The sequence below is a fragment of the Stieleria maiorica genome (assembly GCF_008035925.1).
Classification (GTDB): domain Bacteria; phylum Planctomycetota; class Planctomycetia; order Pirellulales; family Pirellulaceae; genus Stieleria; species Stieleria maiorica.
This window is the reverse complement of sequence record NZ_CP036264.1, coordinates 1,536,820-1,560,622: the sequence shown is the minus strand read 5'-3', so window position 1 is coordinate 1,560,622 and position 23,803 is coordinate 1,536,820. Positions and strand designations below refer to the sequence as shown.

At 60.5% G+C, this 23,803-nt stretch carries 15 protein-coding genes; 7 read left to right on the top strand and 8 right to left on the bottom strand.

All coding sequences use genetic code 11. From position 1 onward, the window contains the following. Positions 1–9: 9 nt before the first annotated feature. Positions 10–1,947, bottom strand: coding sequence for a molecular chaperone DnaK (dnaK, locus tag Mal15_RS05065; RefSeq protein ID WP_147866771.1), 1,938 nt, complete (start codon positions 1,945–1,947; stop codon positions 10–12). 488 nt (positions 1,948–2,435) lie between these two features. Between dnaK and Mal15_RS05060 the strand changes: the two genes are divergently transcribed. From Mal15_RS05060 to Mal15_RS05050, 3 genes are all read left to right on the top strand, one after another. Beyond that, positions 2,436–3,104 (top strand): RNA polymerase sigma factor, encoded by a 669-nt coding sequence (locus Mal15_RS05060; RefSeq protein ID WP_147866770.1) that lies wholly within the window; start codon positions 2,436–2,438, stop codon positions 3,102–3,104. Continuing rightward, the gene (locus Mal15_RS05055; protein WP_167546640.1) at positions 3,104–4,648 is read left to right on the top strand and encodes a serine/threonine protein kinase; all 1,545 of its coding nucleotides are present in this window, start codon (positions 3,104–3,106) and stop codon (positions 4,646–4,648) included. Before Mal15_RS05060 ends, Mal15_RS05055 begins: the two co-directional genes overlap by 1 nt. Before the next feature lie 280 nt (positions 4,649–4,928). After that, positions 4,929–6,725: a hypothetical protein gene (locus Mal15_RS05050; protein WP_147866768.1), complete on the top strand. Its 1,797-nt coding sequence runs from the start codon at positions 4,929–4,931 to the stop codon at positions 6,723–6,725. Positions 6,726–6,897: 172 nt separating this feature from the next. Here the strand turns inward: Mal15_RS05050 and Mal15_RS05045 are convergent, their stop codons facing one another. Then, a complete protein-coding gene (locus Mal15_RS05045; protein WP_147866767.1) occupies positions 6,898–8,355 on the bottom strand; it encodes a sulfatase family protein in 1,458 nt (485 codons plus the stop codon). Positions 8,356–8,474: 119 nt separating this feature from the next. Next, on the bottom strand, positions 8,475–9,764 hold the full coding sequence (locus tag Mal15_RS05040; protein ID WP_147866766.1) for a hypothetical protein: 1,290 nt from the start codon (positions 9,762–9,764) through the stop codon (positions 8,475–8,477). Between the two features lie 280 nt (positions 9,765–10,044). Between Mal15_RS05040 and Mal15_RS05035 the strand changes: the two genes are divergently transcribed. The 3 genes from Mal15_RS05035 (at position 10,045) to feoB (ending at position 14,203) form a co-directional block, all read left to right on the top strand. Next, positions 10,045–11,445: a dicarboxylate/amino acid:cation symporter gene (locus Mal15_RS05035; protein WP_147866765.1), complete on the top strand. Its 1,401-nt coding sequence runs from the start codon at positions 10,045–10,047 to the stop codon at positions 11,443–11,445. A gap of 304 nt (positions 11,446–11,749) precedes the next feature. Next, entirely contained in the window at positions 11,750–12,049 is a 300-nt protein-coding gene (locus Mal15_RS05030) for a FeoA family protein (RefSeq protein WP_147866764.1), read from the top strand. 39 nt (positions 12,050–12,088) lie between these two features. After that, a complete protein-coding gene (feoB, locus tag Mal15_RS05025; protein WP_147866763.1) occupies positions 12,089–14,203 on the top strand; it encodes a ferrous iron transporter B in 2,115 nt (704 codons plus the stop codon). Positions 14,204–14,276: 73 nt separating this feature from the next. On the opposite strand, the gene Mal15_RS05020 is transcribed toward feoB, so the two are convergent. From Mal15_RS05020 to Mal15_RS05005, 4 genes are all read right to left on the bottom strand, one after another. Continuing rightward, entirely contained in the window at positions 14,277–15,353 is a 1,077-nt protein-coding gene (locus Mal15_RS05020) for an HD domain-containing phosphohydrolase (RefSeq protein ID WP_167546639.1), read from the bottom strand. Positions 15,354–15,618: 265 nt separating this feature from the next. Further along, a complete protein-coding gene (locus Mal15_RS05015; protein ID WP_147866761.1) occupies positions 15,619–17,784 on the bottom strand; it encodes an HlyD family efflux transporter periplasmic adaptor subunit in 2,166 nt (721 codons plus the stop codon). A 5-nt stretch (positions 17,785–17,789) separates the two neighbouring features. Further along, on the bottom strand, positions 17,790–19,736 hold the full coding sequence (locus Mal15_RS05010) for an efflux RND transporter periplasmic adaptor subunit (protein WP_147866760.1): 1,947 nt from the start codon (positions 19,734–19,736) through the stop codon (positions 17,790–17,792). A gap of 6 nt (positions 19,737–19,742) precedes the next feature. Continuing rightward, positions 19,743–20,576 carry an efflux RND transporter periplasmic adaptor subunit gene (locus tag Mal15_RS05005; RefSeq protein WP_147866759.1) on the bottom strand — a complete coding sequence of 278 codons (834 nt, stop codon included), beginning with the start codon at positions 20,574–20,576 and terminating at the stop codon, positions 19,743–19,745. Between the two features lie 468 nt (positions 20,577–21,044). Between Mal15_RS05005 and Mal15_RS05000 the strand changes: the two genes are divergently transcribed. Beyond that, positions 21,045–21,674, top strand: a complete 630-nt coding sequence (locus tag Mal15_RS05000; RefSeq protein ID WP_147866758.1) for a transposase — start codon at positions 21,045–21,047, stop codon at positions 21,672–21,674. Between the two features lie 171 nt (positions 21,675–21,845). Here the strand turns inward: Mal15_RS05000 and Mal15_RS04995 are convergent, their stop codons facing one another. Continuing rightward, positions 21,846–23,768 (bottom strand): TolC family protein, encoded by a 1,923-nt coding sequence (locus Mal15_RS04995; protein WP_167546638.1) that lies wholly within the window; start codon positions 23,766–23,768, stop codon positions 21,846–21,848. Positions 23,769–23,803 lie beyond the last annotated feature (35 nt).

Genomic DNA, 23,803 nt, shown 5'->3' with positions numbered 1-23,803 from the left:
GGTCGTCGTTTAGCTTTTGACTTCGAAATCGGCGTCGATGGCGTCGTCGTCATCGGCGTCGCCCGCGGGCGATGCCGCTCCGGCGGCTGCGGCGTCCGCATCGCCTCCGGCTGCTGCCGTCTTTTCGTACAGCACCTTGCTGAACGCTTTGGCGGCGGCATCCAATTCCTCGGTTGCCTGCTTGATGGCCTCGACATCGTCGGTGCCCGAAGCCGTCTTGACCTTTTCGATCGCCTTATTCAACGGTTCTTTGTCGTCGTCGGACAGCTTGTCGGCATGTTCGGCCATCTCCTTTTCCAACTGGTGAACCTGCTGGTTCGCCTTGTTGCGTGCTTCGGCCAATTCGAACTGCTTGCGGTCCTCTTCGGCGTTCTGTTCGGCATCGCGGCGCATCTTTTCGATCTCGTCTTCGTTCAGCGCGCCGGCTTCCTTGATCTCGACCTTGGCTTCTTTGCCCGTCTTCAGCTCTTTGGCCGAAACGCTCAAGATGCCGTTTTGGTCGATGTCGAACTTCACTTCGATTTGCGGCACGCCACGCGGCTGGGCGGGGATGCCTTCGAGGTTGAACTCGCCGAGCAGCCGGTTGTTGGCGGCCATCTTTCGTTCCCCTTGGAAGACGCGGACGGTCACGGCGGTTTGGTTGTCCGCCGCGGTGCTGAACACGTTCTTCTTTTCGACCGGAACGGTGGTGTTACGTTCGACCAATGCGGTCATCACACCGCCTTCGGTTTCGATGCCCAGGGTCAATGGCGTTACGTCCAGCAACAAGACGTCGGTTCGGTCACCGGCCAAGACGCTCCCTTGGATCGCGGCACCGATGGCGACGACTTCATCCGGGTTGACGCCCTGGTGGGGCTCTTTGCCGAAGATCTCTTTGACGATTTGGCGGACCTTGGGAACCCGCGTGCTACCGCCGACCAAAACGATTTCGTCGATGTCGCTCGGCGAGAACCCGGCGTCCTTGAGCGCCTGCTTGACGGGGGTCTTGCACTGTTCGACCAGGTCGTCGATCAACTCTTCGAACTTGCTGCGGGTGATCTTCATCGTCAGGTGCTTCGGACCGGATTGGTCCATCGTGATGAAGGGCAAGTTGATGTCGGTCTCGGGCAGCGTCGACAGCTCTTTCTTGGCCTTTTCACAGGCTTCTTGAAGACGCTGCAGCGCCATCGGATCGTTGCGAAGATCGATCGCGTTTTCTTTCTTGAATTCGCCGGCGACGTAGTTGATCAATGCTTCGTCGAAGTCGTCACCGCCCAGGTGGGTGTTCCCGGAGGTGCTGATCACCTGGAAAACGCGGCTTTCGTTTTCTTCATCACCACTGTCAGCGACTTCCAACACGGACACGTCGAAGGTACCACCGCCGAGGTCAAAGACGATGATCTTTTCGTCTTTGGCCTTGTCCAGCCCGTAGGCGAGTGCAGCGGCGGTCGGCTCGTTGATGATCCGTGCGACTTCCAACCCGGCGATCTGACCGGCGTCCTTGGTCGCCTGGCGCTGGGCGTCGTTGAAGTAGGCGGGGACCGTGATCACGGCCTTGTTGACCTTGTGACCGAGGTACGACTCGGCAGATTCCTTCAGCTTGCGAAGCACCTTGGCCGAGATTTCTTGCGGCGTGAAGGTTTCGTCGCCGACTTGGATCTTGACGTACTCGTCGGCCGCCCCGACGACACCGTAGGGGACCATCTTTTCTTCCGATTCGACCTCGTGATGGCGTCGCCCCATGAAGCGTTTTGCCGAGTAAACGGTCCGCTTGGGGTTGGTGACGGCTTGGCGTCGCGCGGGCTCGCCGACGATCGTTTCCTTCTTGTCGGTGAATGCGACCACGCTGGGCGTCAGCCGGTTGCCTTCGGGGTTCGGGATCACCTTGGGCTCACTGCCTTCCATGATGGCGACCACACTGTTGGTCGTCCCGAGGTCAATGCCGATGATTTTTTCGCCCTGAGCCATAACGCTTCGTCTCCGTGAAAAAGTGGATTGTTCGAGTTCGGTTTCGGCCGTGGCGATCAACCGCGTTGGGATTTCCGCTCGTCGGGCCGTGGGTGGGTTGTGCTGAACGTGTCAAAGTTGAGGGTGTTCATGACGGGCGATCGCGGTCCGATCCGCCTGTCGATTTCGCCTTTTGAGGCGTCGGAGTGGTGGAAAAGCAAAGCCCGTGCCAGTCGTCGGTTGGGTCGCGAGAAAAACTCGCTCTGCCAGTTCGAATGATGCGTTTCCGCCGCGAAAACCAAGTTTTGCAGCGAACCAATTCGGCGAAAAACCTTTTTTGGCAGCATCACCAAAACACGAGATTTGGCGTGGTGACAGGGATTGCCAGATTGACAGCTTCGCCGCTTTCTCAACATCCCTAGGTTTTTCTTGTCAGAATTGCCCTCAGGTGGGGTCATGGATGTGTCCCACGAGCATCTTGTCCTCCCTTGTCGCAAGCACCCATTGGCATGTCCCCCTGGCCCGACACCGAATCGAAGCTCGTCCAGCGCTTGGCCGACCCCCGCGATGACGCCGCCTGGAACCGTTTTGATGCGCTCTACCGCCCCGTCATTTACCGCTACGCCCGGGGCCGTGGATTGCAGCACAGCGATGCCGAAACGTTGGTCGCCGAAGTGATGTCGCGTGTGTTTCGCGCCGCCAAACGCTGGTCGGGCGATCCCGACAGCGACCCGCAAGACAGCGGCCCGGAATCACGTCCGCTCCGCTTTCGCGCCTGGCTGCGGCGGATCGCGGAAAACGTTTTGCTGAATCTGGTCACGCGCCAGCTGTCCAAACGTGGCACCGGCGGGACGAGTGCACAGATCAGCCTGTCGCAACGCGCGATCGCCGATGATGTGTCGCGTCGCCAATGGAATCATCAGCACCAGCAGCACCTGTTTGTCACCGCCGCCGGACAGGTTCAATCACAAGTCGACGCCGAACACTGGAAGCTGTTTTGGCAAACGCATGTCGATGGCCTGGCGATCGAACAGGCGGCGCGTCAATCGGGGCGCTCGGTCGGATCGGTGTATGCCATCCGCAGCCGCATCGTCCGCCGGCTCCGTGACACCGTCACGCGGATCGAAAGACTGGAGGAGAGCAACCTCGAGGGTACTGATCCCGTGGAGGTCGAATGATGGAAACGCGATCGAAATGCCCTGACGAAGTAACGTGGCACCATTGGCTGCTCGATGGTGGCGATGTCGCCGTCGACCAGCAATCGCTGCTGGATCATTTGGATGATTGCATGGCGTGCCAAAGCGTCGTCGCCCGGATCTCCGCGGACGACCCGTTTTATTGCCAGTCGCGCGATGCACTGCGTTCGACGGGGCTCAGCAGTCACGACTGGCAGGGCGGCGCCACAACCACGACTGCCCTGGAAGGCGCGGAACAGCAATCCGGTCGGACATCGAACCGTGCGATCGTGTCACTGGTGAAAACACTGCTCGGACCCACCGATGACGATCGCTCCCTCGGCCGCTTGGGACGCTTCGAAGTCCTGGGCATCGTCGGCAGCGGCGGCATGGGCATCGTGCTCAAGGCGCGCAGCATCGACATGGACCGCGTCGTCGCGATCAAGATCCCACAGCCACAGTACTGGCAATCGCCGGAAACCTTGTTGACGCTTGAGCGCGAAGCTCGCTCGGCCGCCGCGGTCGTGCATCCCAACGTGATCTCGATCTATCACGTCGATCGTTACCGCGACGTGCCCTACCTGGTGATGCCCTATGTCGCCGGCCGATCGCTGGAACAACGGATCCGCGATGAAGGCCCCCTGCCGATCGACCAGGCCTTGCGGATCGCCCGTCAAGTCGCTTCGGCACTAGCCGCGGCGCACGCCTGTGGCGTCGTGCATCGAGACGTCAAACCCGCCAACATCCTGCTCGGTGCGGGGACCGAACGCGCGGTGTTGTCGGATTTCGGATTGGCCAAAGTGCAATCCGATGCTACCTGCACCGCGACGGGGACCTTCGCCGGCACGCCGATCTACCTGTCGCCCGAACAAGCCTCCGGTTGCGGCGCGGGCCCGGCCGGGGATCTCTATTCTTTGGGTACCGTGCTGTGGACCATGCTGGTCGGCCAACCGCCGATGTCCGGCATGCACACGCACGCGATCGTTCGCAAGATCGCTGACGCTCAGCTTCCCGTCCTGTCCGACCATTGCCGTGACCTCCCCGACTGGGTGAATCGCTTGATCGCGAAACTGCACGCAACCGTCCCAGCGGATCGGCCTTCGGCGGAACAATTGACCGAGTGGATCGAAGCCTGCCAGCGACATCTTGCCGAAGGCGGATCCGCCCCGATTCCCGAGGAGTTGTCCGTGAACGATCCCAAACCGAAACGCACGGTCGCAATCTCCGCCGTTTGCCTGGCGACACTCCTGATCGCCGGAGCGGGCTGGATGATGTTTGACGCGTCCGGCGGTGTCTCCCGAGCTGCGCCGCAGGCGGAAGAACCCAGTGCAGACCAGTCACCTGCAACTACAGCGAGTGATGAGCACGCGTCTGAACCGCAGGCGCATGAACCAGCAACGCCGCCCCAATCGACGCCGTCGAACTTGGTTGCCGACGAAACCGACATCTATCTCGATCAACTCCAAGCGGAACTTGATCAATTGAACCAAACCACGCTACCGCAATTGGAATCCGAAATGGAATCGTTGCTCTCTGATCCGCCCTAAATCTTCTTACCCCAAAAATCTTCTTACCTCTCCCTTGTATCGACCGTGTCCTGTCGGGCCGGTGGGAATGTGGGGAGAGATGGCAGAATGATGGGGTGCGCGTCGGCTGGCGCCGGCCCAATGGCACCTACTTTATGAGCCGACGGCGCTAGCCGCGGGCCTTGGATTGCTCTTCGAGACTTGTAAGGCCCGAGGCTAGCGCCTACGGCTCAGTTTGTGATCGAAAGTATTCCCCGTTCGAAACATCCCGAATCAACACACGTACCTACGGTGCCTACTCATGAATCGCGCGACACTCTTGATGCTCATTGGATGCCTGCTCGTGTCCCCGCTCGCGATCGCGGAGAACATCACGTTCTTGACCCCCGACGGCAAACCGGCCGGCGGCACCAAGTTCTATCGGACGTTTCAAGATCAAGAGTCGGGTTACGACATGGAGATGATGATGGGCGGCATGGGCGACATGATGATGGACAGCGACGGCGGTGGTGGGGACATGTATGGCATGGAGATGGAAATGGGCGGTGCGATGGGAATGGGCATGGGAGGCGGCATGGACATGGGGTATGGAGAAATGGGGGCGGGAGCACCTCCGTCTGAACCGCACCTCGCGTTCCTCAACGCAGAACCACTGCAACCGATCACGCCGCCGCAGGGCGAAACTTGGACCGCCGCAGACGACGGAACCATTGAACTGAACGAGGGCTCGCGGCGTCGGCGTGGAGTCAGCGTGCACACGGTGTCTGCCTTGGCCGTTCATGAATCGGGATTCAGCTTCATCCCGGCCGACACGACACTCTCGCCAAAGGTCACACTGCGCAGCGGTGGCAAGATCGTGGTCGCCCCGCCGTCGGGCATCGACACCTCCCGGTACCACGTCCTGACCTGTTGGCAAAACGGGTTCGCCTATCCCAGCCTGGAGGAATACAAACAACAACTCGGATCATCGCAAAAGCTTGGCAAACAGCTTGACGACGACGATTGGCGATTCAGCCCGCGGTTTCGCTGGTACCAGACCGCGGACCTGGGCGAAGTGATCTCGGTCCCGCCGGGTGAGGTTCGCGTGACGATCGTGCCCAAACCACACGACGCATCCGACTACGCGGACCTCGGTGCGGCGCAGATTTTTGAGCTTCTGACGTCCCGCGGTCCCAGCACGATCGTTTTGGTATCCGGAAAGACGCCCCAGCCGATCACCGTCGACTTCCCGCCGCTTCGGTCGTTGGTCCTGCGTGCGCCGGAAAAAAGCGATGACGCGCTGCCCGAATGGGGCGACCAACCGCCGCCTCGCTATCACCTGGAACCGTTTCAACGCCAGTCGTACGGGGACACGCCAACGCTGACGTCTCCTCCCGCGTCGGCAGTAGCCTCACGGTCATCCATGGCCAAATTTTTGAACGAACGTCGTGACGAGCGGGCTGCCTATCAAGGCGTGCAATTGCCATCTTCGACCGATGGCAGAAACCTGCGTTTCGATCTGCTTCGGCCCGGTTGGTACGTCATCAACCGGATCGGTGAAGACGGACTCATGACGCGGGGCATTCCGGTGATCGATTGGGAACAGGGCAATGGCGTCACGACGGCAGTCTTGGCCGATGAAAAGATCAAGGGAGTCGACGGCGCGTTGGAATTTGCCATCTCCACGTCCGGGCGAGCCACCTTCCGCACCAATCAGTCCGCCGAAACCACACTCGGTCAGTCCGCCAGCAATCAGAGATCTGACGCCGAAAAACTGAAGTTGATCCGAACCATGCGAAGCGAGATCGAAGCGACGGTGACGAGGTTGGTGCAGCACCGCAAACGGCTGTTGGAACTCGAAGCCAAACTCCAACCCGAACAGACGCCGACCGATCCGCTGGCCGATCCCTTCGGCGGCCCGGATGGGATGAATGATCCATTCGGCCGTGGTGGCAGCGCCAGCGACGATCCGTTCGGCGGTGGAAGCGGCAACGCCAGCGACAATCCGTTCGGTGAAGGCGGATCGGGCGATTCGTTCGGGGGCACCCCCGGTTCTACTGATCCGTTTAGCGCTGGCGATAACAACGGGGCCCCATCTGGTGCGGACCCTTTCGATTGAATGAAGTCAGCCCACGGATAGCAAGGCGTACCCACGGATGAAAACTATCGGGGATCCGTAGGTACGCTCTGCCATCCGTGGGGTTGATCCGTTGTGGCGGACACAAGCCGTTGGCGAACTCCGGTACCCGACGGTGAGTCGTTTGCCCAGCGGCCGTCGCATCGACCGGCCCCTACTTCCCCGGTCGCTTGTTGATCACGATTTCGGCGTCATTGGTTTGCGGCAATCCCGGCGTGCTGCGGCCACGGTTGACTTGTTCTTCCAACAACTCACGCAGTTCGTCGACCTTGCCCGGATAGTCGCGTGCCAAGTTGTGTTGCTCGCCCAAGTCCCCGTCCATGTCGATCAATTGCACCATCGGCAAGCCTTCTTTTTCGTAGCGTGCCCAGGACTTCTTGGACGGCCGCGTTCCCGTCCATCCGCCGGAATCGGGACACAACGAAAGTTTCCATTTGCCCTGCCGGATCGCGAAGTACCCGCTGACGCTGTGATGGATCACGTCTTGCCGCTCATGCTCGACCTCTCCTTTCAATAGCGGCAGGAAACTGATGCTGTCCTCGCCGGCATTGTCGGGGAGGTCCACATCCAAAATATCGGCGACGGTGCGAACGACATCGGACAGACAAACCAGGCCGCTAGATCGTGAACCAGATCGCACCACGCCGGGCCAGGACACCAGGAACGGAACGCGGTGACCACCGTCCCAAATGTCTGCCTTGGAACCGCGCAAGTCGCCACTGGGATAGTGCCCCATCTCCTGCAACTGACCGATCTTTGACGTCGGCCCCGAGGTGCCGTTGTCGCTGCTGCACAGGATCAACGTGTTGTCCAGCAAGCCGGCCTCACGCAGCGCCTGCACGACTCGGCCGAAACTGTCGTCGGTTTGCATAACGAAGTCCGCGTGGGCATTCAGCCCGCTTTTGCCTTGCCATTCTTTTGACGGAACAACGGGGCTGTGCGGTGAGCTCCAGGGGACGTACAGAAAAAACGGCTCGCGCTTGTCTTTGCGAGATTCGATGTAGTCGACGGCGGACTTCGTCAGACGCGGCAGCATCTCGATCGGCTCGATGGTTTCGGTAACCACATCATTGTCGATCCACGTTTCGATTTGCCGTGCGTGGTGAAACCCATGAAATTCGTCAAAGCCACCGCGGTCGATCGGCCCGTGCGTGACCTTGGCGCCGACCGGGACCTTTTTGGGCAAATGTTTTCCATCAAACAACATCCCCAGGTGCCACTTGCCGATGACCGCCGTGTGGTACCCCTGGGCAGAGAGCAGTTTCGCCAGCGTCAACCGATCGGGTGCGATCAACGATGGGCCGCCGGTCAGCACTCCGCTGTGCAGACGCGTCCGCCAGGCGTAACGTCCGGTCAGCAATCCGTAACGCGTCGGCGTGCAGACCGACGAACCGCTGTGGGCGTCGGTGAACACCATGCCGCTCGCTGCGATCGCATCAAGCTGTGGCGTCGGGATTTTGCCGCGGCGGGGATTCAAACACTGCAACTCGCCGAATCCCATGTCGTCGGCCAACATGATGACGATGTTGGGACGTTCGGCCGCGCCGGCGGTGGTGATCAGAACGATCCAACACGCAAGGAAAGCGACGAGAGAGCGGATGGTTTGGTTCATGATGGGCTTTGGAGTGGGGGAGAGAAGAGACGATCGTTGTTCGTTGTACGACGGCCCTTCCGGGCTGTCGCACAGACGTCCCTCGCTCGACGGCCCGGAAGGGACCGTCGTACGGGAACCTAGGCCTGTTTCAGCACGTCGGCGATGTCCAACAGGTACACCTGGCGGCCTCCGTCGTGTGGGCTGTCGATGGCGACCTTGGTGCCGTCGTTGCTGCTGCGGGGGTGCGTGTCACAGCGCCATTCGCCGCTGTAGGCCGGCGGCGAGGGAAAGTGTCCGAGGTCGAACCGACGCCCCGAGGGTACGTGATAAAGATAAACCGTCTGGCGGCGTGTCTTGCGATCGGGGTAGGTGTCGTTGAGGATCCAGTCCTGGTAGGGAGCCGGCAAGTAGGTGTTGTGGCCGTTGGTCGGCATCTTGTCGTGTCCGACCGGGCGGACCTGATCGGTCTTGTCGACGAACTCATAGAATCCCGCCCGCTGGCCGGCCGGTTTGGTCCACATCGTGACCGCGTCGCTGCCTTTCCAGATGAAGTGCGACGTGTAACCGGACGGGTCCAGGACGTATCGATCGCTGCCGTCGACCGCCGCGGTCAGCATCCGGGTGACGAAGCCGCCTTTGAATTGCAACGTCTGCGGATCGAATTCCGGACGATAGCGATGCAAGACGATGAAACGCTGGGAGTCCGGGCTGATCAGCAAGTGATTGAAGTAATGCCAGGCCTGGGCATGCGTGTCGCCATCGGGCCATGGCATCGCGGCGACGTCGGCCAACGATAGAATCAACTCCTCTTCGCCCGTCTGCAAATCGACGCGCCAAATGCCGGAATCGGCCGGCGCGCGATTCGCGACGTTCGGGTCGGCCAGACCATCGTATCCGTAGCCCGGACGCAGATTGTCGATGCGTCGAAAGTCGGCCGACAAGCCAAACGTTCCATCGGGAGAAACGGTGTAGATCGGTTTGCCCAGCGTACGCGTCTTGCCGGTCTCGGTCGAATAAATGCGGGCGACAAACGAGTCGCCTTGGCGGTCATTCCACAAGATCCGTTTTCCATCGTCGCCCAGCCATTGCAGCATGCATCCCTGCTGCCATCCCCAAGCGTTGCTGGTCCCGATCGGGTGCCAACGGTCTTTATCGCTGGTATCCACATAGCCGACCGCGATCGTGTCCTCACCGGTCGGCGAGCGGCCTTCGAAAGAGACTTCGTTGGACAGCACCCGCGTGTTGGTGGGATCAAATTCTCGCTTGTCGTAGTAACCGAACCAGTGGTGTTGGGGGCCTTTGGTGATCGCGCGACAGGGGACGAAGGTTTCCAGCGGTCCGGTCTCGGCCGCCGAAAGAGGTTTCTGGGTCGTGGCGATTGCGGAGGCAGCGGCGATCGCGCCGAATTGACGTCGTGAGAGTTTCATGAACCGGTCGGGTGGCAGGGGCAGGGGAGTCAGGTGGGAAGCCAGTGCTGCGGAAAAGGGGTCAGGTACCAAGAATGCGGAGCACCCTTCGGGCCATTTGGTTTTTGGTACCTGACCCCTTTTCCGCTCGAGAGCAACATAGTTTACCAATCTCGGTGGGCGCGTTGTTTGATCGCATCAATTCGGCAGACGACGACGGGGAAACTCTGGTATGTTGGCAACGATCGATTTCAAGGAATGATCGATCGCCGATTCTCAACCTCGCACCCCTCTGGCTGTCATGTCCGCCGACAATCCAGGTTCCGCTCCGGCCTCTGACAATACTCCGCACAGCAATTGGCTGGCCTATGCGATCTTCTTTTCGATCATCGCTGCGATCGCACTGGCGTTGATCCAGCCCCACTTGGCGGCGTCACTGGAGATCGGCGGGGAAGTCTTTTTGCGGATGTTAAAGATGATCGTCGTCCCGCTCGTCTTCACCTCGGTGATGTGCGGCGTGTTGGGTATGGGGGATGTTCGAAAACTCGGGCGTCCCGGCGCCGCGGCGATCGGATTCTATCTGGTCACGACCATCCTGGCCGTTGTCGTGGGCTTGGTGGTGGTCAACGTGGTGCAACCGGGGGTCGGCACGGTGGACGAAGCGGCGGTCCAAGCGATGAACACGGGTGGTACGGGATCGCCAAAGTCCAAGATCGTCGACGCTTTGGCCGAGTCGACGGGGCTGAGCAAGACGGAGATCGGCGGTGTGCTGGCGGATTTGCCGAAGGGCGAATCGGTACAGCCGGAGATCGGCACGATCTTCAAGAACCTGGTCTTGATGCTGGTGACCGACAACCTGATCGTCTCGGCCGCCAAAACACAGCTGCTGCCGATCATCGTGTTCGCCATCGTGTTTGCCGGCATGCTGACGACGATGCACGAGGACGTCAGCAGCATCACCAAGCTGATCACCCAAGCCAACAAGGCGTTGATGCAATTCGTGATGTTGCTGATGAACTTCGCCCCGCTGGGGATTTTTTGCCTGGTCGCGGCGCGATTCGGCGAAGCCCAGGCCGATGGGAAATTTCTGCAGGAACTTGCCCAAATCGGTTGGTACTTCGGATCCGTTCTCGGAGGCCTCGCGATCCACGCCTTCGTCACCCTGCCGGCGATCTTCTATCTGGTCCGGCGAGAGAATCCCTATCGCTACATGCTGGCGATGTCCAAGGCCCTGCTGACCGCGTTTTCAACGGCCAGTTCTTCGGCGACGTTGCCCGTCACATTGGAATGCAGCGAAGAAGCCGGGATCTCGAATCGTTCCACCGAGTTCGTCGTCCCCTTGGGAGCGACCATCAACATGGACGGGACTGCGCTTTACGAAGCCGCCGCCGCGATTTTCATCGCCCAAGTCGTACCAGGAATCGATCTGGGGTTTTGGCAACAAGTGATCGTGGCGGTCACGGCGACGCTGGCGGCCATCGGGGCGGCCGGGATCCCCGAAGCCGGACTGGTCACCATGCTGATCGTGCTCAACGCCGTCGGATTGCCGTTGGAATACATGGGGCTGATCCTGTCGGTTGACTGGTTGTTGGACCGATTCCGCACGGCGGTCAACGTCTTGGGGGATAGTGTCGGTGCGGCCGTGGTGGAAAAAACGCTGCCGGACATCCCCTCGCCCTCCGGGCTGGCCGCGGGGGCGTAAGGGCGATTCTTAGCCGCTCAGGTTTTCATCGGTCAGACGTAGCTGCCTTCACCGGAAGGCGGATCCCCGCTTGACCACGCTCTGGCGAGCGTAGCTACGAAACCACAGTCTGTTGACTTCTTCTTGTCGACTCGCGTCCGGCTCGACCGCTGCGATTCCTGCCTCCTGGCGGCCGAGTGCGGGCCGACGGTAGCGCTTGACAGGTCGGCAGCCGGCTGCCATTCTATTGAGAGTGATTCTCAATTCCAGCCGCTGTCCCGGTGACAGCCCCCGCCCCGCCAGATGAATCGGATGGTCGAACTCGATGGCAATCGTCCAGGTGCCCGCTTCCTCGCTCGCTGACGTCCCACCCGGTCCCTACGTTTGCCGAGAGGTCCATGCCGAGGGGCAAGACGCGGTCCGGCTGAAGCGTTTGGGCGTCTGCCAGGGTCGCATGATCGAATTGGTCGGACGCGGAGACCCGATGATTGTGAAGATCGGCGCGTCACGTGTCGGCCTGTCGCGTCAATTGGCCAAGTCGGTCTTGGTCGATTCGGCCGGCGTTTCGAATTCGAGTCCCCCGTCCCAGTCCTTGCCGGAAACGCTTCCGGCGTCGGCGTATTGAGGCAGAGTCCGTCCCTTGAGTCTTCCGACTGTTAGTTCGATGCCCGCATCGGACGATGTGACCGCGCCACCGGTGGTGCTTCTGGTCGGCAATCCCAATGTCGGCAAGACGTCGTTGTTCAATGCACTGGCGGGAATGCGTGCCAAGACCGCCAACTACCCGGGCATCACCGTCGACCTGCGAAAAGCGATGATTCACGTCGCGGCGGTGGACAAGGATTCGCGTTGCCAGGCGACCAATGAAATTGAATTAGTGGACCTGCCGGGGCTTTACTCTCTGGAGACGGCCAGTCCGGAGGAAGAGGTCGCCGCGCGGAGCATCCGTGGTGAGTTTCGGGGTGAACTGAGTCGTTTGCCCGATGCCGTGGTGGTCGTCGTCGACGCCACAAACCTGGCCCGCACGTTGGTCTTGGCAGGCGAGATCTTGGATCAAAACCTGCCGACGATCATCGCGGTCAATTTGATCGACGCGGCGGAAGCCTCCGGGACGGAAATCCAGTTTGAGGAGCTGAGTGAAAAACTGGGCTGCCCGGTGATTCCGGTCAGTGCCCGCAAAGCCCGTGGGCTGGGCGAGCTCCGTGAATCGATCTACGAGTTGACCAAACCCAGCAAGCCACAGCTTCCGATCGCCCGCCAGCCCTGCGTGGCGGGTTGCAGCGGCTGTCCGTTCGCGGCTCGGTTCGAGTGGGCCGATGGGGTAGCCGGTGCATCGGTCCGTCAGACGCCGGGCAAGGGCGTCAAACTGGAATGGCTCGATCGGCTGTTGACGTCGCGGGGGATCGGCCTGGCGGCGTTGTTGGGCGTGATGCTGTCGGTCTTCTTTTTGATTTTTTCGTTGGCCGACGTGCCGATGTCGGCGATCGAAGACGGCTTCGGTTGGGCCGGCGAGGTGGTCGGCAACCTGCTGCCGACCAGTCCTTTGTCGACGCTGATCTGGCTTCCGATCGCGACCGGGATCTCGATGTCGGTCTTTGCGTTGGCGTATTGGTTGAATGAAACGAAATGGACGCGCACCTCGACATCGATCGCGGCGGTGACGTCGTTGGTGATCGGTTGTTTGCCGCTGGAGGACTTTCGGTCTCTGGCGATCGACGGTGTGATCGGCGGTGTGGCAGGCGTCGTCGTGTTCCTGCCACAGATCTGCATCCTGTTCTTTTTCATCACGCTGCTGGAAGATTCCGGCTACATGGCCCGCGGTGCGTTCGTGATGGAGCGATTGATGCGACGCGTCGGGCTGCCCGGCAAAGCATTCGTTCCGATGCTGTCGGCCCACGCCTGTGCGATCCCGGGGATCATGGCCGCACGGACGATCGAAACATGGCGTGACCGCTTGGTGACGATTCTGGTCTTACCGCTGCTGACGTGTTCGGCACGTTTGCCGGTCTATGTGATGGTGGCCGCGCTGTTGTTCGGTGACAGCCCATGGAAAGCGTCGTTGATGTTCGCCGGGGCCTATTTGCTGGGGTTGTTGGCGGCGTTTTCCACGGCGTTCCTGCTGAAGAAGACGGTGGTCCCGGGCGAAGCGGCACCGTTGGTGTTGGAGCTGCCGAACTATCGAATGCCCAGTCTTCGCAATGCGTGGTTCACGACGGTGGAACGGGCGACGGTGTTCTTGCGCGGGGCCGGCACCACCATCCTGTTGATCTCGGTCGTGCTGTGGGCCTCGGCAACGTATCCGAAACTACCCAACGACCGAACGTTTTCCTCCGACCAGGAACAAGCTCAAGCGGCACTGGAGTACTCGATGGCCGGACGCGTCGGCCAGATCGTCGAACCCGTGTTTAAACCCCTGGGATTCGACTGGAAGATCGACGTCGGCATCATCACTTCATTCGCCGCCCGTGAGGTCTTGGTGTCCACGCTGTCGATCGTCTATGGACTGGGCGAAGACGGCGCGGAGGAACCGGCTGGGTTGGTCGAAACGCTCCGACGACAACGAAACCCCGATGGCACGCTGGTGTTCTCAACCGCGACCGGGTTGAGCTTGCTGGTGTTCTTTGTGTTGGCGATGCAGTGCTTGCCGACCCAGGTGGTGACCAAACGCGAAACGGGAAGCTGGCGGTGGGCGATCTTCCAGTTCGTCTACATGACCGTGATGGCTTACGTCGCGGCACTGATCGTCTATCAATCGCTCGCCGCAGCCGGTTACGCCTAACGCTCTGTCCGCATCATGTTTTCGCATTGCGTTTGTCGAGCGGAATCGCCTAAAGGCTAAACACCAACGTGCGCTATTGGTCGGCCAGGCTGACGACGATCTGGGAGGCTTCGTCGATCCTTGCCAGGAACGCGTCCAGGACCTTGGGATCGAAGTGCTTGCCGCGTTCCTTGCGCATGATTTCGATACATTGCTCCAGCGGCAATGCGTCTTTGTAGCAGCGTTTGCTGCTGAGTGCATCGAAGACATCGGCGACCGCTGTGATCCTGCCGACGATCGGAATCTCTTCCCCGGCCAGTTGCTCGGGGTATCCGGTTCCGTCCCAACGTTCGTGATGCGTCCTCGCGATCACCGACGCCATTCGCAAGACGGGTGAACGCGTCACGGGACGACGACTGTGCAACAGAAACGGTTCGCTTTCATCGCTCGGCTGGGCTTTTAGAATCCGCTCGCCGAATTCACAGTGCCGTTTCATCAACTCAAACTCGTCGGGCGACAGCCGACCCGGTTTCAACAGGATCGAATCGGAGATGCCGATCTTGCCGGCGTCGTGCAAGATCGCGGCGTGTTCGATCAGTTCGGAATCGGATTCCGAACAGCCCAATTCGCGCGCGATGATTCCCGCGAACCGTCCGACACGAATGACGTGGTTGCCGGTTTCTTGGTCACGGTACTCGGCCGCACAGGCGAGCACATGGATGACTTCTTCGCGTGACTGGGCCAGATCGGCGGTCCGCTGGGCGACTTCGGCTTCCAGTCGTTTGGAGTAGGCGGCCATCTGGTCGTGGTGCGCCTTGAGCACCAGCGAGTTTCGCACCCGCGGCAACAACTCGGTCGGTTTGACCGGTTTATGCAAAAAGTCGGTCGCCCCCAGTTCCAACGCATCGATCTTGGTTTGCTCGTCGGTCGATGCGGTCACGATCAGAACCGGCAGATGAGCCTGATCGGGATCGTTGCGGATGATCTCCAGGATGTCCAACCCCGTGACGTGCGGCATCACGACATCGAGAATCAAGATATCGGGCCGCGTCGACCGCACCAGATCAACCACCTCACGCGACTCGCTCGTCGTGACAAACTCGTGGTACCCCGCGCTGCGGAGGTACTTTTGAATCAACTTGATGTTGATCGGCTCATCGTCGGCGATCATGACACGACCGGACTTCGTGCAGCCGGTCTCCTTGGACCTCTGCGAAGCGACGGGTGCCGGGGGGGCCACGGCACAGGCCAACGTTGATGGAGTCGTCGCGTTCATCCGCTCTTGGGGTTGCCTAGAAATCATCGCGAGAGCTGCTCTCGCAGGAAACCGTAAGTCAATCTGTCGACGTTGGAGGTGATGTTGCAAATTCGCACTGGGCTAACAATTTGGATTCTTAAACGGTGTCCGCACGTTCGATACGACCCGCAAAACCGAATCAGCGGTCTGTCGCTTGAACCGCCTGGTCGATCCACTCCGCCGTCACCCGCCACAGGTGCGATCCGATCGTCCGGTCGAGTCCCCCGATCGAGACACTGGCTCGTTGTCCGCTATGCAAACCGGCGCCTTGCGACGCATCGAGCGGAACGATGGCTTCGAAGTGGGGCACCAGCAATTCGAATTCCGCAGCAGCTTGCGATGCATCGTTGGAAACGTGTTTGACCGCCAGCGGACCTCCGTTACTGGCCAGCAACGACGGATAATCCACCTCGGTCCGCGCCCGCGGGATGATCGTTGACAACGCAGACATTTGCGTCGGCTGTCCGGGGGCGCGAAACCGAACCGCGGTACCGGCCTGATCGCGAAACTGGTCGTATCTGTCCTGCGGAATCAGCAGCCGAAGTTCCTTTTGTGATTCGTCTCCGATCACCAGCAACTCATCGCCCTGGGCGACATAGGTTCCTTGCAACTCCTGCAATCGTCGGCGAACGACCACGCCGGAACGGGACGCACGGACGACCAGTGAATCGATTTGTTCGTTCGCGTCTTGCAGCCGTCTTGTCAACGACTCCCACTCGGTCGCCTCGGCTTGCGCGGCGGCGTGTTTCCCTCGAAGCGTCTGTTGGCGCCTGCGCAACGTCGATTGTTGAATCTTCGTTTCCAACTGCTCGGCTTCGAGGACCAGTTCCGGGTTGCGAAGCGTCAACAGCTGCTCGCCCTCGGACACCCACTGTCCCGTGTCGACATGGATCGCGTGGACAAATCCCGGCACCTCGGCCCGCACCACTTCGTGCGGCGAATACTCCACCACCGCGTGGACCGGCGTCGCTCCCGGCCAGGGGACCACCACCGACAGGGCACCGGCCAGCGCCAGCGATCCGGCCGCGGCCAGCGCGAACCGTCGCCGCCCGGACCGTGGGGCCTTGCGAATCATCGAAAAACCACGCCACGCCGGACCGCCGATCCAGCACACACAGGCGACGACCGCCAGCAGCGTTCCCAGCCCGTGAAAGAGTTTCGTCGCGGCAAGCGTCAGCCCCAGACATACAAAACCTTTCCAAAACAATGCCAGCGGTGCGTAAACACCGACGGCAATCCGATAGCCGGGTGTCCATTGAGGCTCTTTGACCTCGCCGCCCAGAAACAGGCGTCGCAGCAATCGTCGCAACTGGTTCTGGCTGTCCGTGTACAAGTTCGGCGCCCGGGCCCAGTCGACCAGCATGAAGTAGCCGTCGAACTTCATCAGCGGATTGGCATTGAACACCAGCGTCGCGACGCCGGCCGAGAGCATCACGCTGGTGCACACGTGTCGGACCAACGCTGAATCGGCGGAGCGCCAAACCAACATCGCGATCGCGGCGACTAGCAGTTCCAGATAGATCCCCGCCGACGCGACGTGAATGCGTTGCCAGCGGCGACGGAACCGCCAAACCGAGCTGACGTCGACATAGGCCAGCGGTGCCAACAAGATCAGCAACACCCCCATCTCGCCGACGTCTCCGCCGTAGCGTTTGCAAACGATCGCATGGGCAAATTCGTGAATCACTTTCAAGCCAACGGTCACAGCCAGCAACAGCAACAGCGACAGCGATGATGGCGCAAACAAATACTGTGTGGATGCGGTTAGTTGCTCCCAGTGCATCAGTGCCAAGCATCCACTGAACAGCATCACCAGGACGCCGACGGCGGTCGCGGGCACCGAGAAGATCCAACCCGTAAACTGCACTAAGCTGCCGACCATCCGATCGGGATGTAGCAGCGGGATTCGGATCGCGATCGGGTTGACGCGTTGTTTGAACCGATCCGTTTCGGATTTCTCGGCCGAGCGATGCAGTCGTGCCGAGGACTTGGACGACTCGGTGTGCGCCAATTGGTTGTCGATCAACCAGCGGCACAGATCGGCCGCATCGTCCTCGGACACGCGATGGTCAGGGTATTGCTCGCACACGTCCCGATAGGCCTGGGCGATCGTCCGCGAGGCGGTCAGGCGAGACGCCAACGCGTACTCGATCCGGCCGAGCCGATAAAACGCTCCCGCAACCGGATCTTCGACGACCACGTGGGGCTGCCGTGCATCCTCACACGGCGTCACCCGCAAATCCTGGCGAAGCACCACCGACGTCGTGCTTTGGTCGCTTGCAAAATGCTGCTGGTCGTCCGACATGGCGGCTACCACCAGAACCACTGTGAAACGGCTTCGGCGGGTCGGTGAAACCAAACCCAGCCGAGCGCACGACGGCCACAGTCGATTTTGAGCGTCCCTTTCATCCCCGGACGCAGCAACTGTTGCTCGTTGGGCAGCGTGCACTGGGCGATGAACACGTTTTCTTCATCGCGAATCTCGCTGCGTGGATTGACGATTTCGATCCGCGCGTCCCAGCTGCGTTGGGGATAGGCGTTCAGCCGCAGTCGGGCGGGTTGGTCTTTTTGGACGTACGCGATCCGGTCGTCCCTGACGGACGCTTCGATGATCATTTCGTCCAGCGGCGCGACCTCGAACAGCGACTGCCCGGTCGTCAACGGAGCGCCCGTGGCACGCTTCAGATCCCCCGCCACGACCATCCCGTCGACGGGACTGCGCAGCTGCAATTCACTCAAACGAAGGTCCAGCAGATTCAGTTCCGACCGCAGAGCGTCGATCTCCAGTTGTGCGATCCGTTGATCGGCGTAGGCCCGTGATGCCTGGGCGGCATCGCGTTTCTTGACGGCCTGATCATGATCGGCTTGCAGCGACTCTCGTTTCCATTTCAATTCCCGGCCGTCCAGCGTTGCCAGCAGATCGCCCTGACGGACCACATCGCCCGGTTCAACGAAACACTCTTTCAGCGTCGCATCGAACGGGGCCGCCACGAATCGTTTGGTACGCGGTTCGACTCGCACGTCGCAGGTTTCGCGGTGGGGAATGCGTATGAACAGCGACGCCAGCAGCAGAACACCGGCCGCGATGGCAAGGCTGCCGGATCGCGATTTCACGGCGCGGCCCAATCGTCGAACCGTTTGAGAGGAACGCGGTGTTTGCAGTGCATTCAAGACAGCGCCGAGCGAGTTTTGCGCCGCGTGCAAAAACTGCCGAACCGGCTGGACCGACCGATCCGAATCGATGATGGCCAACAACACAGCGCGGGGTTGTTCGGGCGCGTCGGCCAACGGCACAACCAGGACGGTTGCGGCGTGTAGGCGGGCCAGTTCGGCCGCGTTGCGCGCCGCGTCGTGTCCGCCGGTGGCCGAGCCGGCCATCGTGATCGCCCCCGAGAGCAACGCTTCGTCCATCACGTTCTCGATCAATCGGGTCTGGGCGGTCGAGGCATCGATTCGAGTCGAATCGCTGAGCGCCACCAGCCGGCAACTTCGTGATCCCTTCGACGTCATCCCGATCGCCGCCCGCCGCAGTTGCAAGTGATCGGCCAGTTCCGTCACGATCACCTGACAGGCCTCCTTGTGATCCTCGGTCGCCAACGCGCGGGTCAACAGTTCAACGGTCGCGGCGGCATCGGATGCGAGTTCCGCCTGCCGTTGCAAACGATGCTGAAGATGATCGATGGCAAACTGTTCGGTCAACCCAAGGACGGATTGGGTGAAACGCTGCAGGTCGTCCGGCAACGCAACCATCAGACCGAGCACCTGTGGCAAGTCCGATCCCGTTGCGATCGGAAATGCAATGAGGACGCGTTCTGGGGAAAGTTGACGTCGAGAGTGAACTTGGCCGCTGCTGGCGGTTTGTTGACAGACCGACATCAACTGTGCCAACTGCGGTTGCGCGTTTCGGTCGCTCGGATCCAAACGCAGCGGTTGGGGAAGAACCAGTTGGTCGTCAGAATCGATGCCAAAAATCACGGCCGCGATAACGACCGAGAGTTCGTCCAGCCGTTCCAACAGACGCTCAGAAGCGTCCTGGTGGTTGACCGCCGATCCGAACGGAGAGTTCGAAGAAGCGATACCGGCGACGTCGGCCGCGCGGCGACGCGGTGCAGCAAGACCGTCACAACCATCCGGTACGTCCGGATCCGGTACAGCGAGCTTGGGTGCAGAGAGTTTGGGGCCGGTAGAATCGGGGCCGGCGCCGACCAGGATCGGATCGCCGGTGCCGGATCCGGTGTTGGAGATCTCGGTCGCCACGTTTGCTCAATCCTTCAATTGGATCGCGCAGCGGGCGCCGCTGCGGATCATCCCGTCGGCATTGTCGATCGCGATTTTGACCAACACCGTTCCGCTTTCGGCGTCGGTCACCGGCGAGATGAAGTGGACCTTGCCGGAGGTCACTTGCCCCGATTCGGAGAACTGCAATTCGATTTCCTGCCCCGTCGTCAGCTGTTCGGCTTGGGAGCCAAGCAGGGCAAAGTTGGCCAGCAAGGTGTCCAATTGAACCAGGGTAATGATCTCCGGCTTATTTGGAGCGACGAACTCCCCGGGTTCCTTGTGCAGTTCGGTGACGATCCCCGTGACCGGGGCGTGAATCACGCGGCGACGCATTTGCGTGAGCAGACGGTCGTGTTCCAGCCGTCGAGTCTCCATCTCTTCGACGACACTGCGCAGATTCGCCTCGGCAACCTTGAATTCTTTCGCGGCGCGGTGAAGTTCGGCTTGGCGGGCATGCCCCGATTTGCGCAGCGACTCGAGTTTTTCCAACCGTGCGGACGTCAATTCGACCTCCGCCTTGGCGGCATCCAACCTGCCCTGGGCGTTCATCTGTTGCTTGGCAACTTCGATCTGGGCCAGGTGGACTTGACTGTTCAGTCGCAGAAGTGGTTGGCCTTGTTCGATCTTCTGGCCCAAATGCACCAACACCTCGTCCACCGTTCCGGTTTCATCCGACGCGACTTCGATGGTCCGGACGGGTTCGGTGTACCCTTGGACCTCGGTCGCGAGGGAAGACCGACAGACCAATGCGATCCCCGCAATCAAAACGGTTTGGAACGAGAGCAATCGCACGTCAGCGGAACGGTGGCAGGATTTCATGGCGTCGCGGAAAGCAGGAAGGGTGCCGGTGGGAATGGAGGTCTGGCTGCATGAAACAGCTCGCCCGAGGCAAGTTTAGGACACCAATAAGCGACACAACCCGAAAAAATGCCCCCCGACCCGCGGCTGTCGCCTCAAGGCTAGACACCAACGCGCTGGTGTTCAGGCTTTAGCCGCACGGGGGTCGCTGCTTCGCAGCGAGAGGAATCGCCTCAAGGCTAAACACCAACATGCGCTGGTGTTCAGGCTTTAGCCGCACACACTCGCTGCGAAGCAGCGACAAGAGAGTCGCCTCAAGGCGAAACACCAACGCGCTGGTGTTCAGGCTTTAGCCGCACACGCTCGCTGCGAAGCAGCGACGGGGAGTCGCCTCAAGGCGAAACACCAACGCGCGCTGGTATTCAACCTTTCACCGCGATAGAATCATTCGTTCCGAATCGATGATCCTTCTGCTGCACGGGGGAAGTGATGCCGCAAGATCCCGAATCGATGTACCGATGGCGGCGCTGGACACCACAGCAGCGTCAGAAGATTCTCGATGAACGGCGACAGCGAAATCATCCGCCCCATTCACCGGCACACATTCAAAGCGATCGCACGTCGCTCTACATGATCACCGCAGCGTGCTTCGAACATGTGCCGGTCATCGGCATCACCGATCGACGAATAGAAGCGTTTTCAAACAGTTTGTCTGAATTGCTGGAAGAGTTTTGCCAAACCCTGTTTGCGTGGGTCGTGCTGCCCAACCATTACCACGCTCTCGTCGACGCACCTGATTTGACGCACGTCCTCAAACAAATTGGAACGCTACACGGTCGCTCATCGTTCGATTGGAACGGTGAAGAATCACAACGTGGTCGCAAGGTGTGGTGCAACGCAGCGGAGACCGCGATGAAATCCGAGGGTCACTACTACGCGACGTGGAACTACATTCTGCACAATCCCGTGCACCACGGATATTGTCGGAAGTGGACCGAGTGGCCGTACAGCAGTGCAAACGAGTACGTGGAACATGTTGGTCGCGAGCATGCGCTGCGGATCTGGCGTGCATACCCGATTTACGACTATGGCCAAGACTGGGATCCGCCCGAGCTTTGAACCGAGCGCGCTGGTGTCCAGGCTTTAGCCGCACACGCTCGCTGCGAAGCAGCGACAAGGGAGTCGCCTAAAGGCTAAACACCAACGCGCTGGTGTCCAGGCTTTAGCCGCACACACTCGCTGCAAAGCAGCGACAGGGAGTCGCCTAAAGGCTAAACACCAGCGCGCCCGTTAGTTCGCCGCACCGACCGGTTGGATCTGCAGCAGCGTGCCGGTGGCGCGTTTCAGTCGCGAGGTGCTGAGCGTGTAGTCGATTTGCGCCCGAGCGAATCCGACCTCTTCCAACAACAATCGATCCTGGGCATCCAGCAGGTCCTCCAACAGGGAGTTGGCCGAAAAGCCGTCGCCGGGCAGTTCACGCCAGCGATTGGATATCAGATCGACATACTCTTGGGCAGAAACCATCGCGACATAGCGTGCGCCGAGTTCTCGGTGGCTGGTTTCGACTTCGCGGACTGCAGCGGCCACCTCGGCGTGCAGTTTGGCGATCGTTTCGCCCAAACGGCCGGCCAGCTTACGCAGTTCGGCTTGACGACGTATCACGTTGGCCTTAGCCGCGCGGCGTTGCAACGGCACTTCAAAGAGCAACCCGGCGCTATAGCTGGGCTCACCGACGCTGAATTGGTCGATCCAGGAACCGCCGATGTCTTGGCTTCCCCGCAAACCGCTGACATAGGTTTCCAGCACCAGATCCAACATCGGCAACAATTCGTTGCAGGCGACGTTCAATCGGACGCGTGCGGTGTCCAATTCGCGGGCGACCTCATTCATTTCACTCCGCTGCTGCAGTGCCGTGACGACGGCGTCTTCCATCGACACCGGGACGAGCGTCAGCGAGGGCGGTCGAGCGGGAATGATCTCCACGGTCTTGTCATCACTCAAGCGAGGCGAATTGACAAGCATCCGCAGTTGGTCTTCCGCGTTACGGATCGCCGTCACCGCCCGAGCCAGTTCAGAATTCCGCGTCGCAATCGCCGCCTCGGCGCGTTTGAGCTGGCTCTGCAAAGCGTCCAAGTCCTGTCGATTCTCCAACCAGTCGTGAATCGATTTGGCTTGATTCAAATGGCGGATCCGCAGCAACAAAGACGCCCGCTGGTAGTACAGGTTCCACATCGATTCCTGGACACGTAGCAAATGATCTTGAATCGTGGTCGTCGCCGCTTCGTTGGCGATCTGGGTGTCCAGCTTGGCCAACACGATCAGGCTTTGGTTGTATGCTTGACCGGCGCCGTTGAGCAACGGTTGGTTGAAACTGAGCGTCAGCCTGGAATTGCCCTGGTTGTCCGGGGTAAAGAATTGCGAGCTGCTGTCCCGCAACCCGATCTGCTGTCCGATCTCAAATTCCGCCCCGGTCTGGGTCTTCCGTCGCAGACCGCCGGAGAACGAAAAGTCTTCTTCACGCAGCCGATCGACGTTAGTGCCCGCGTCCAGATCGCTTCCCGTGGGCACGCTGGTGCGAACGAATTTTGATTCGACAAACGCGGTCGGGTCAAAATCCGCCGCCGCGCGTGTGATGCCTGTCCGTGCGATGCAGATGTTTTCGTTGACCGCCGCGATGCGAAAGCTGTGGCGAAGGGCTTCCAAAATCAAACTGTCCCCGTCGACGACCACCGATGATGCGGAAAGTTCAAACGGCGCCGTTGCGGTGGCTTCCCACCAGGGCCGGTAGGTATCGGAGATCGGAGACCGCTGCGCCATCGACCTTAGGAATTGCTTGACCGAAGCGGATGTCACCTGGGTCGGGCCGGCGGACGTCGAAATCGTCGTTTCGTTCAACCATTCCTTCGGCACATCACCGACGACCAATGGGTCCGGATTCATCGCCACGTACGAGGGTGGCGTGGCCTGCGAGGGGGCCGCGTCAGGATGTTCATCCGATTGATCGGCAAGCTGCAGCGCGGCCGCCATCGGGATCTCGGGCACCGGCTCGGCATAGACTTCCGTCAACTCGGGGGCCGGCGCGTCTTCGGCCGCCGATGGGACCGTCGATTCGGTCAGCCAGGAGGGCAAGTCCCGCGTTTGCGCACCCACCGATCCCGCGACCGAAAAACAGGTCGCGATCGCGATGAAGAAATTGCAAACGGTCCGTCCCATGGGGCACTCCATCCGTGGAGTTTGTTGATGCGGGG

Excerpts from the sequence above, each read along its gene's own strand:
- dnaK (WP_147866771.1), bottom strand. The coding sequence starts at position 1,947 with ATGGCTCAGGGCGAAAAAATCATCGGCATTGACCTCGGGACGACCAAC.
- Mal15_RS05060 (WP_147866770.1), top strand. The coding sequence starts at position 2,436 with ATGTCCCCCTGGCCCGACACCGAATCGAAGCTCGTCCAGCGCTTGGCC.
- Mal15_RS05055 (WP_167546640.1), top strand. The coding sequence starts at position 3,104 with ATGGAAACGCGATCGAAATGCCCTGACGAAGTAACGTGGCACCATTGG.
- Mal15_RS05050 (WP_147866768.1), top strand. The coding sequence starts at position 4,929 with ATGAATCGCGCGACACTCTTGATGCTCATTGGATGCCTGCTCGTGTCC.
- Mal15_RS05045 (WP_147866767.1), bottom strand. The coding sequence starts at position 8,355 with ATGAACCAAACCATCCGCTCTCTCGTCGCTTTCCTTGCGTGTTGGATC.
- Mal15_RS05040 (WP_147866766.1), bottom strand. The coding sequence starts at position 9,764 with ATGAAACTCTCACGACGTCAATTCGGCGCGATCGCCGCTGCCTCCGCA.
- Mal15_RS05035 (WP_147866765.1), top strand. The coding sequence starts at position 10,045 with ATGTCCGCCGACAATCCAGGTTCCGCTCCGGCCTCTGACAATACTCCG.
- Mal15_RS05030 (WP_147866764.1), top strand. The coding sequence starts at position 11,750 with ATGGCAATCGTCCAGGTGCCCGCTTCCTCGCTCGCTGACGTCCCACCC.
- feoB (WP_147866763.1), top strand. The coding sequence starts at position 12,089 with ATGCCCGCATCGGACGATGTGACCGCGCCACCGGTGGTGCTTCTGGTC.
- Mal15_RS05020 (WP_167546639.1), bottom strand. The coding sequence starts at position 15,353 with ATGATCGCCGACGATGAGCCGATCAACATCAAGTTGATTCAAAAGTAC.
- Mal15_RS05015 (WP_147866761.1), bottom strand. The coding sequence starts at position 17,784 with ATGTCGGACGACCAGCAGCATTTTGCAAGCGACCAAAGCACGACGTCG.
- Mal15_RS05005 (WP_147866759.1), bottom strand. The coding sequence starts at position 20,576 with ATGAAATCCTGCCACCGTTCCGCTGACGTGCGATTGCTCTCGTTCCAA.
- Mal15_RS05000 (WP_147866758.1), top strand. The coding sequence starts at position 21,045 with ATGCCGCAAGATCCCGAATCGATGTACCGATGGCGGCGCTGGACACCA.
- Mal15_RS04995 (WP_167546638.1), bottom strand. The coding sequence starts at position 23,768 with ATGGGACGGACCGTTTGCAATTTCTTCATCGCGATCGCGACCTGTTTT.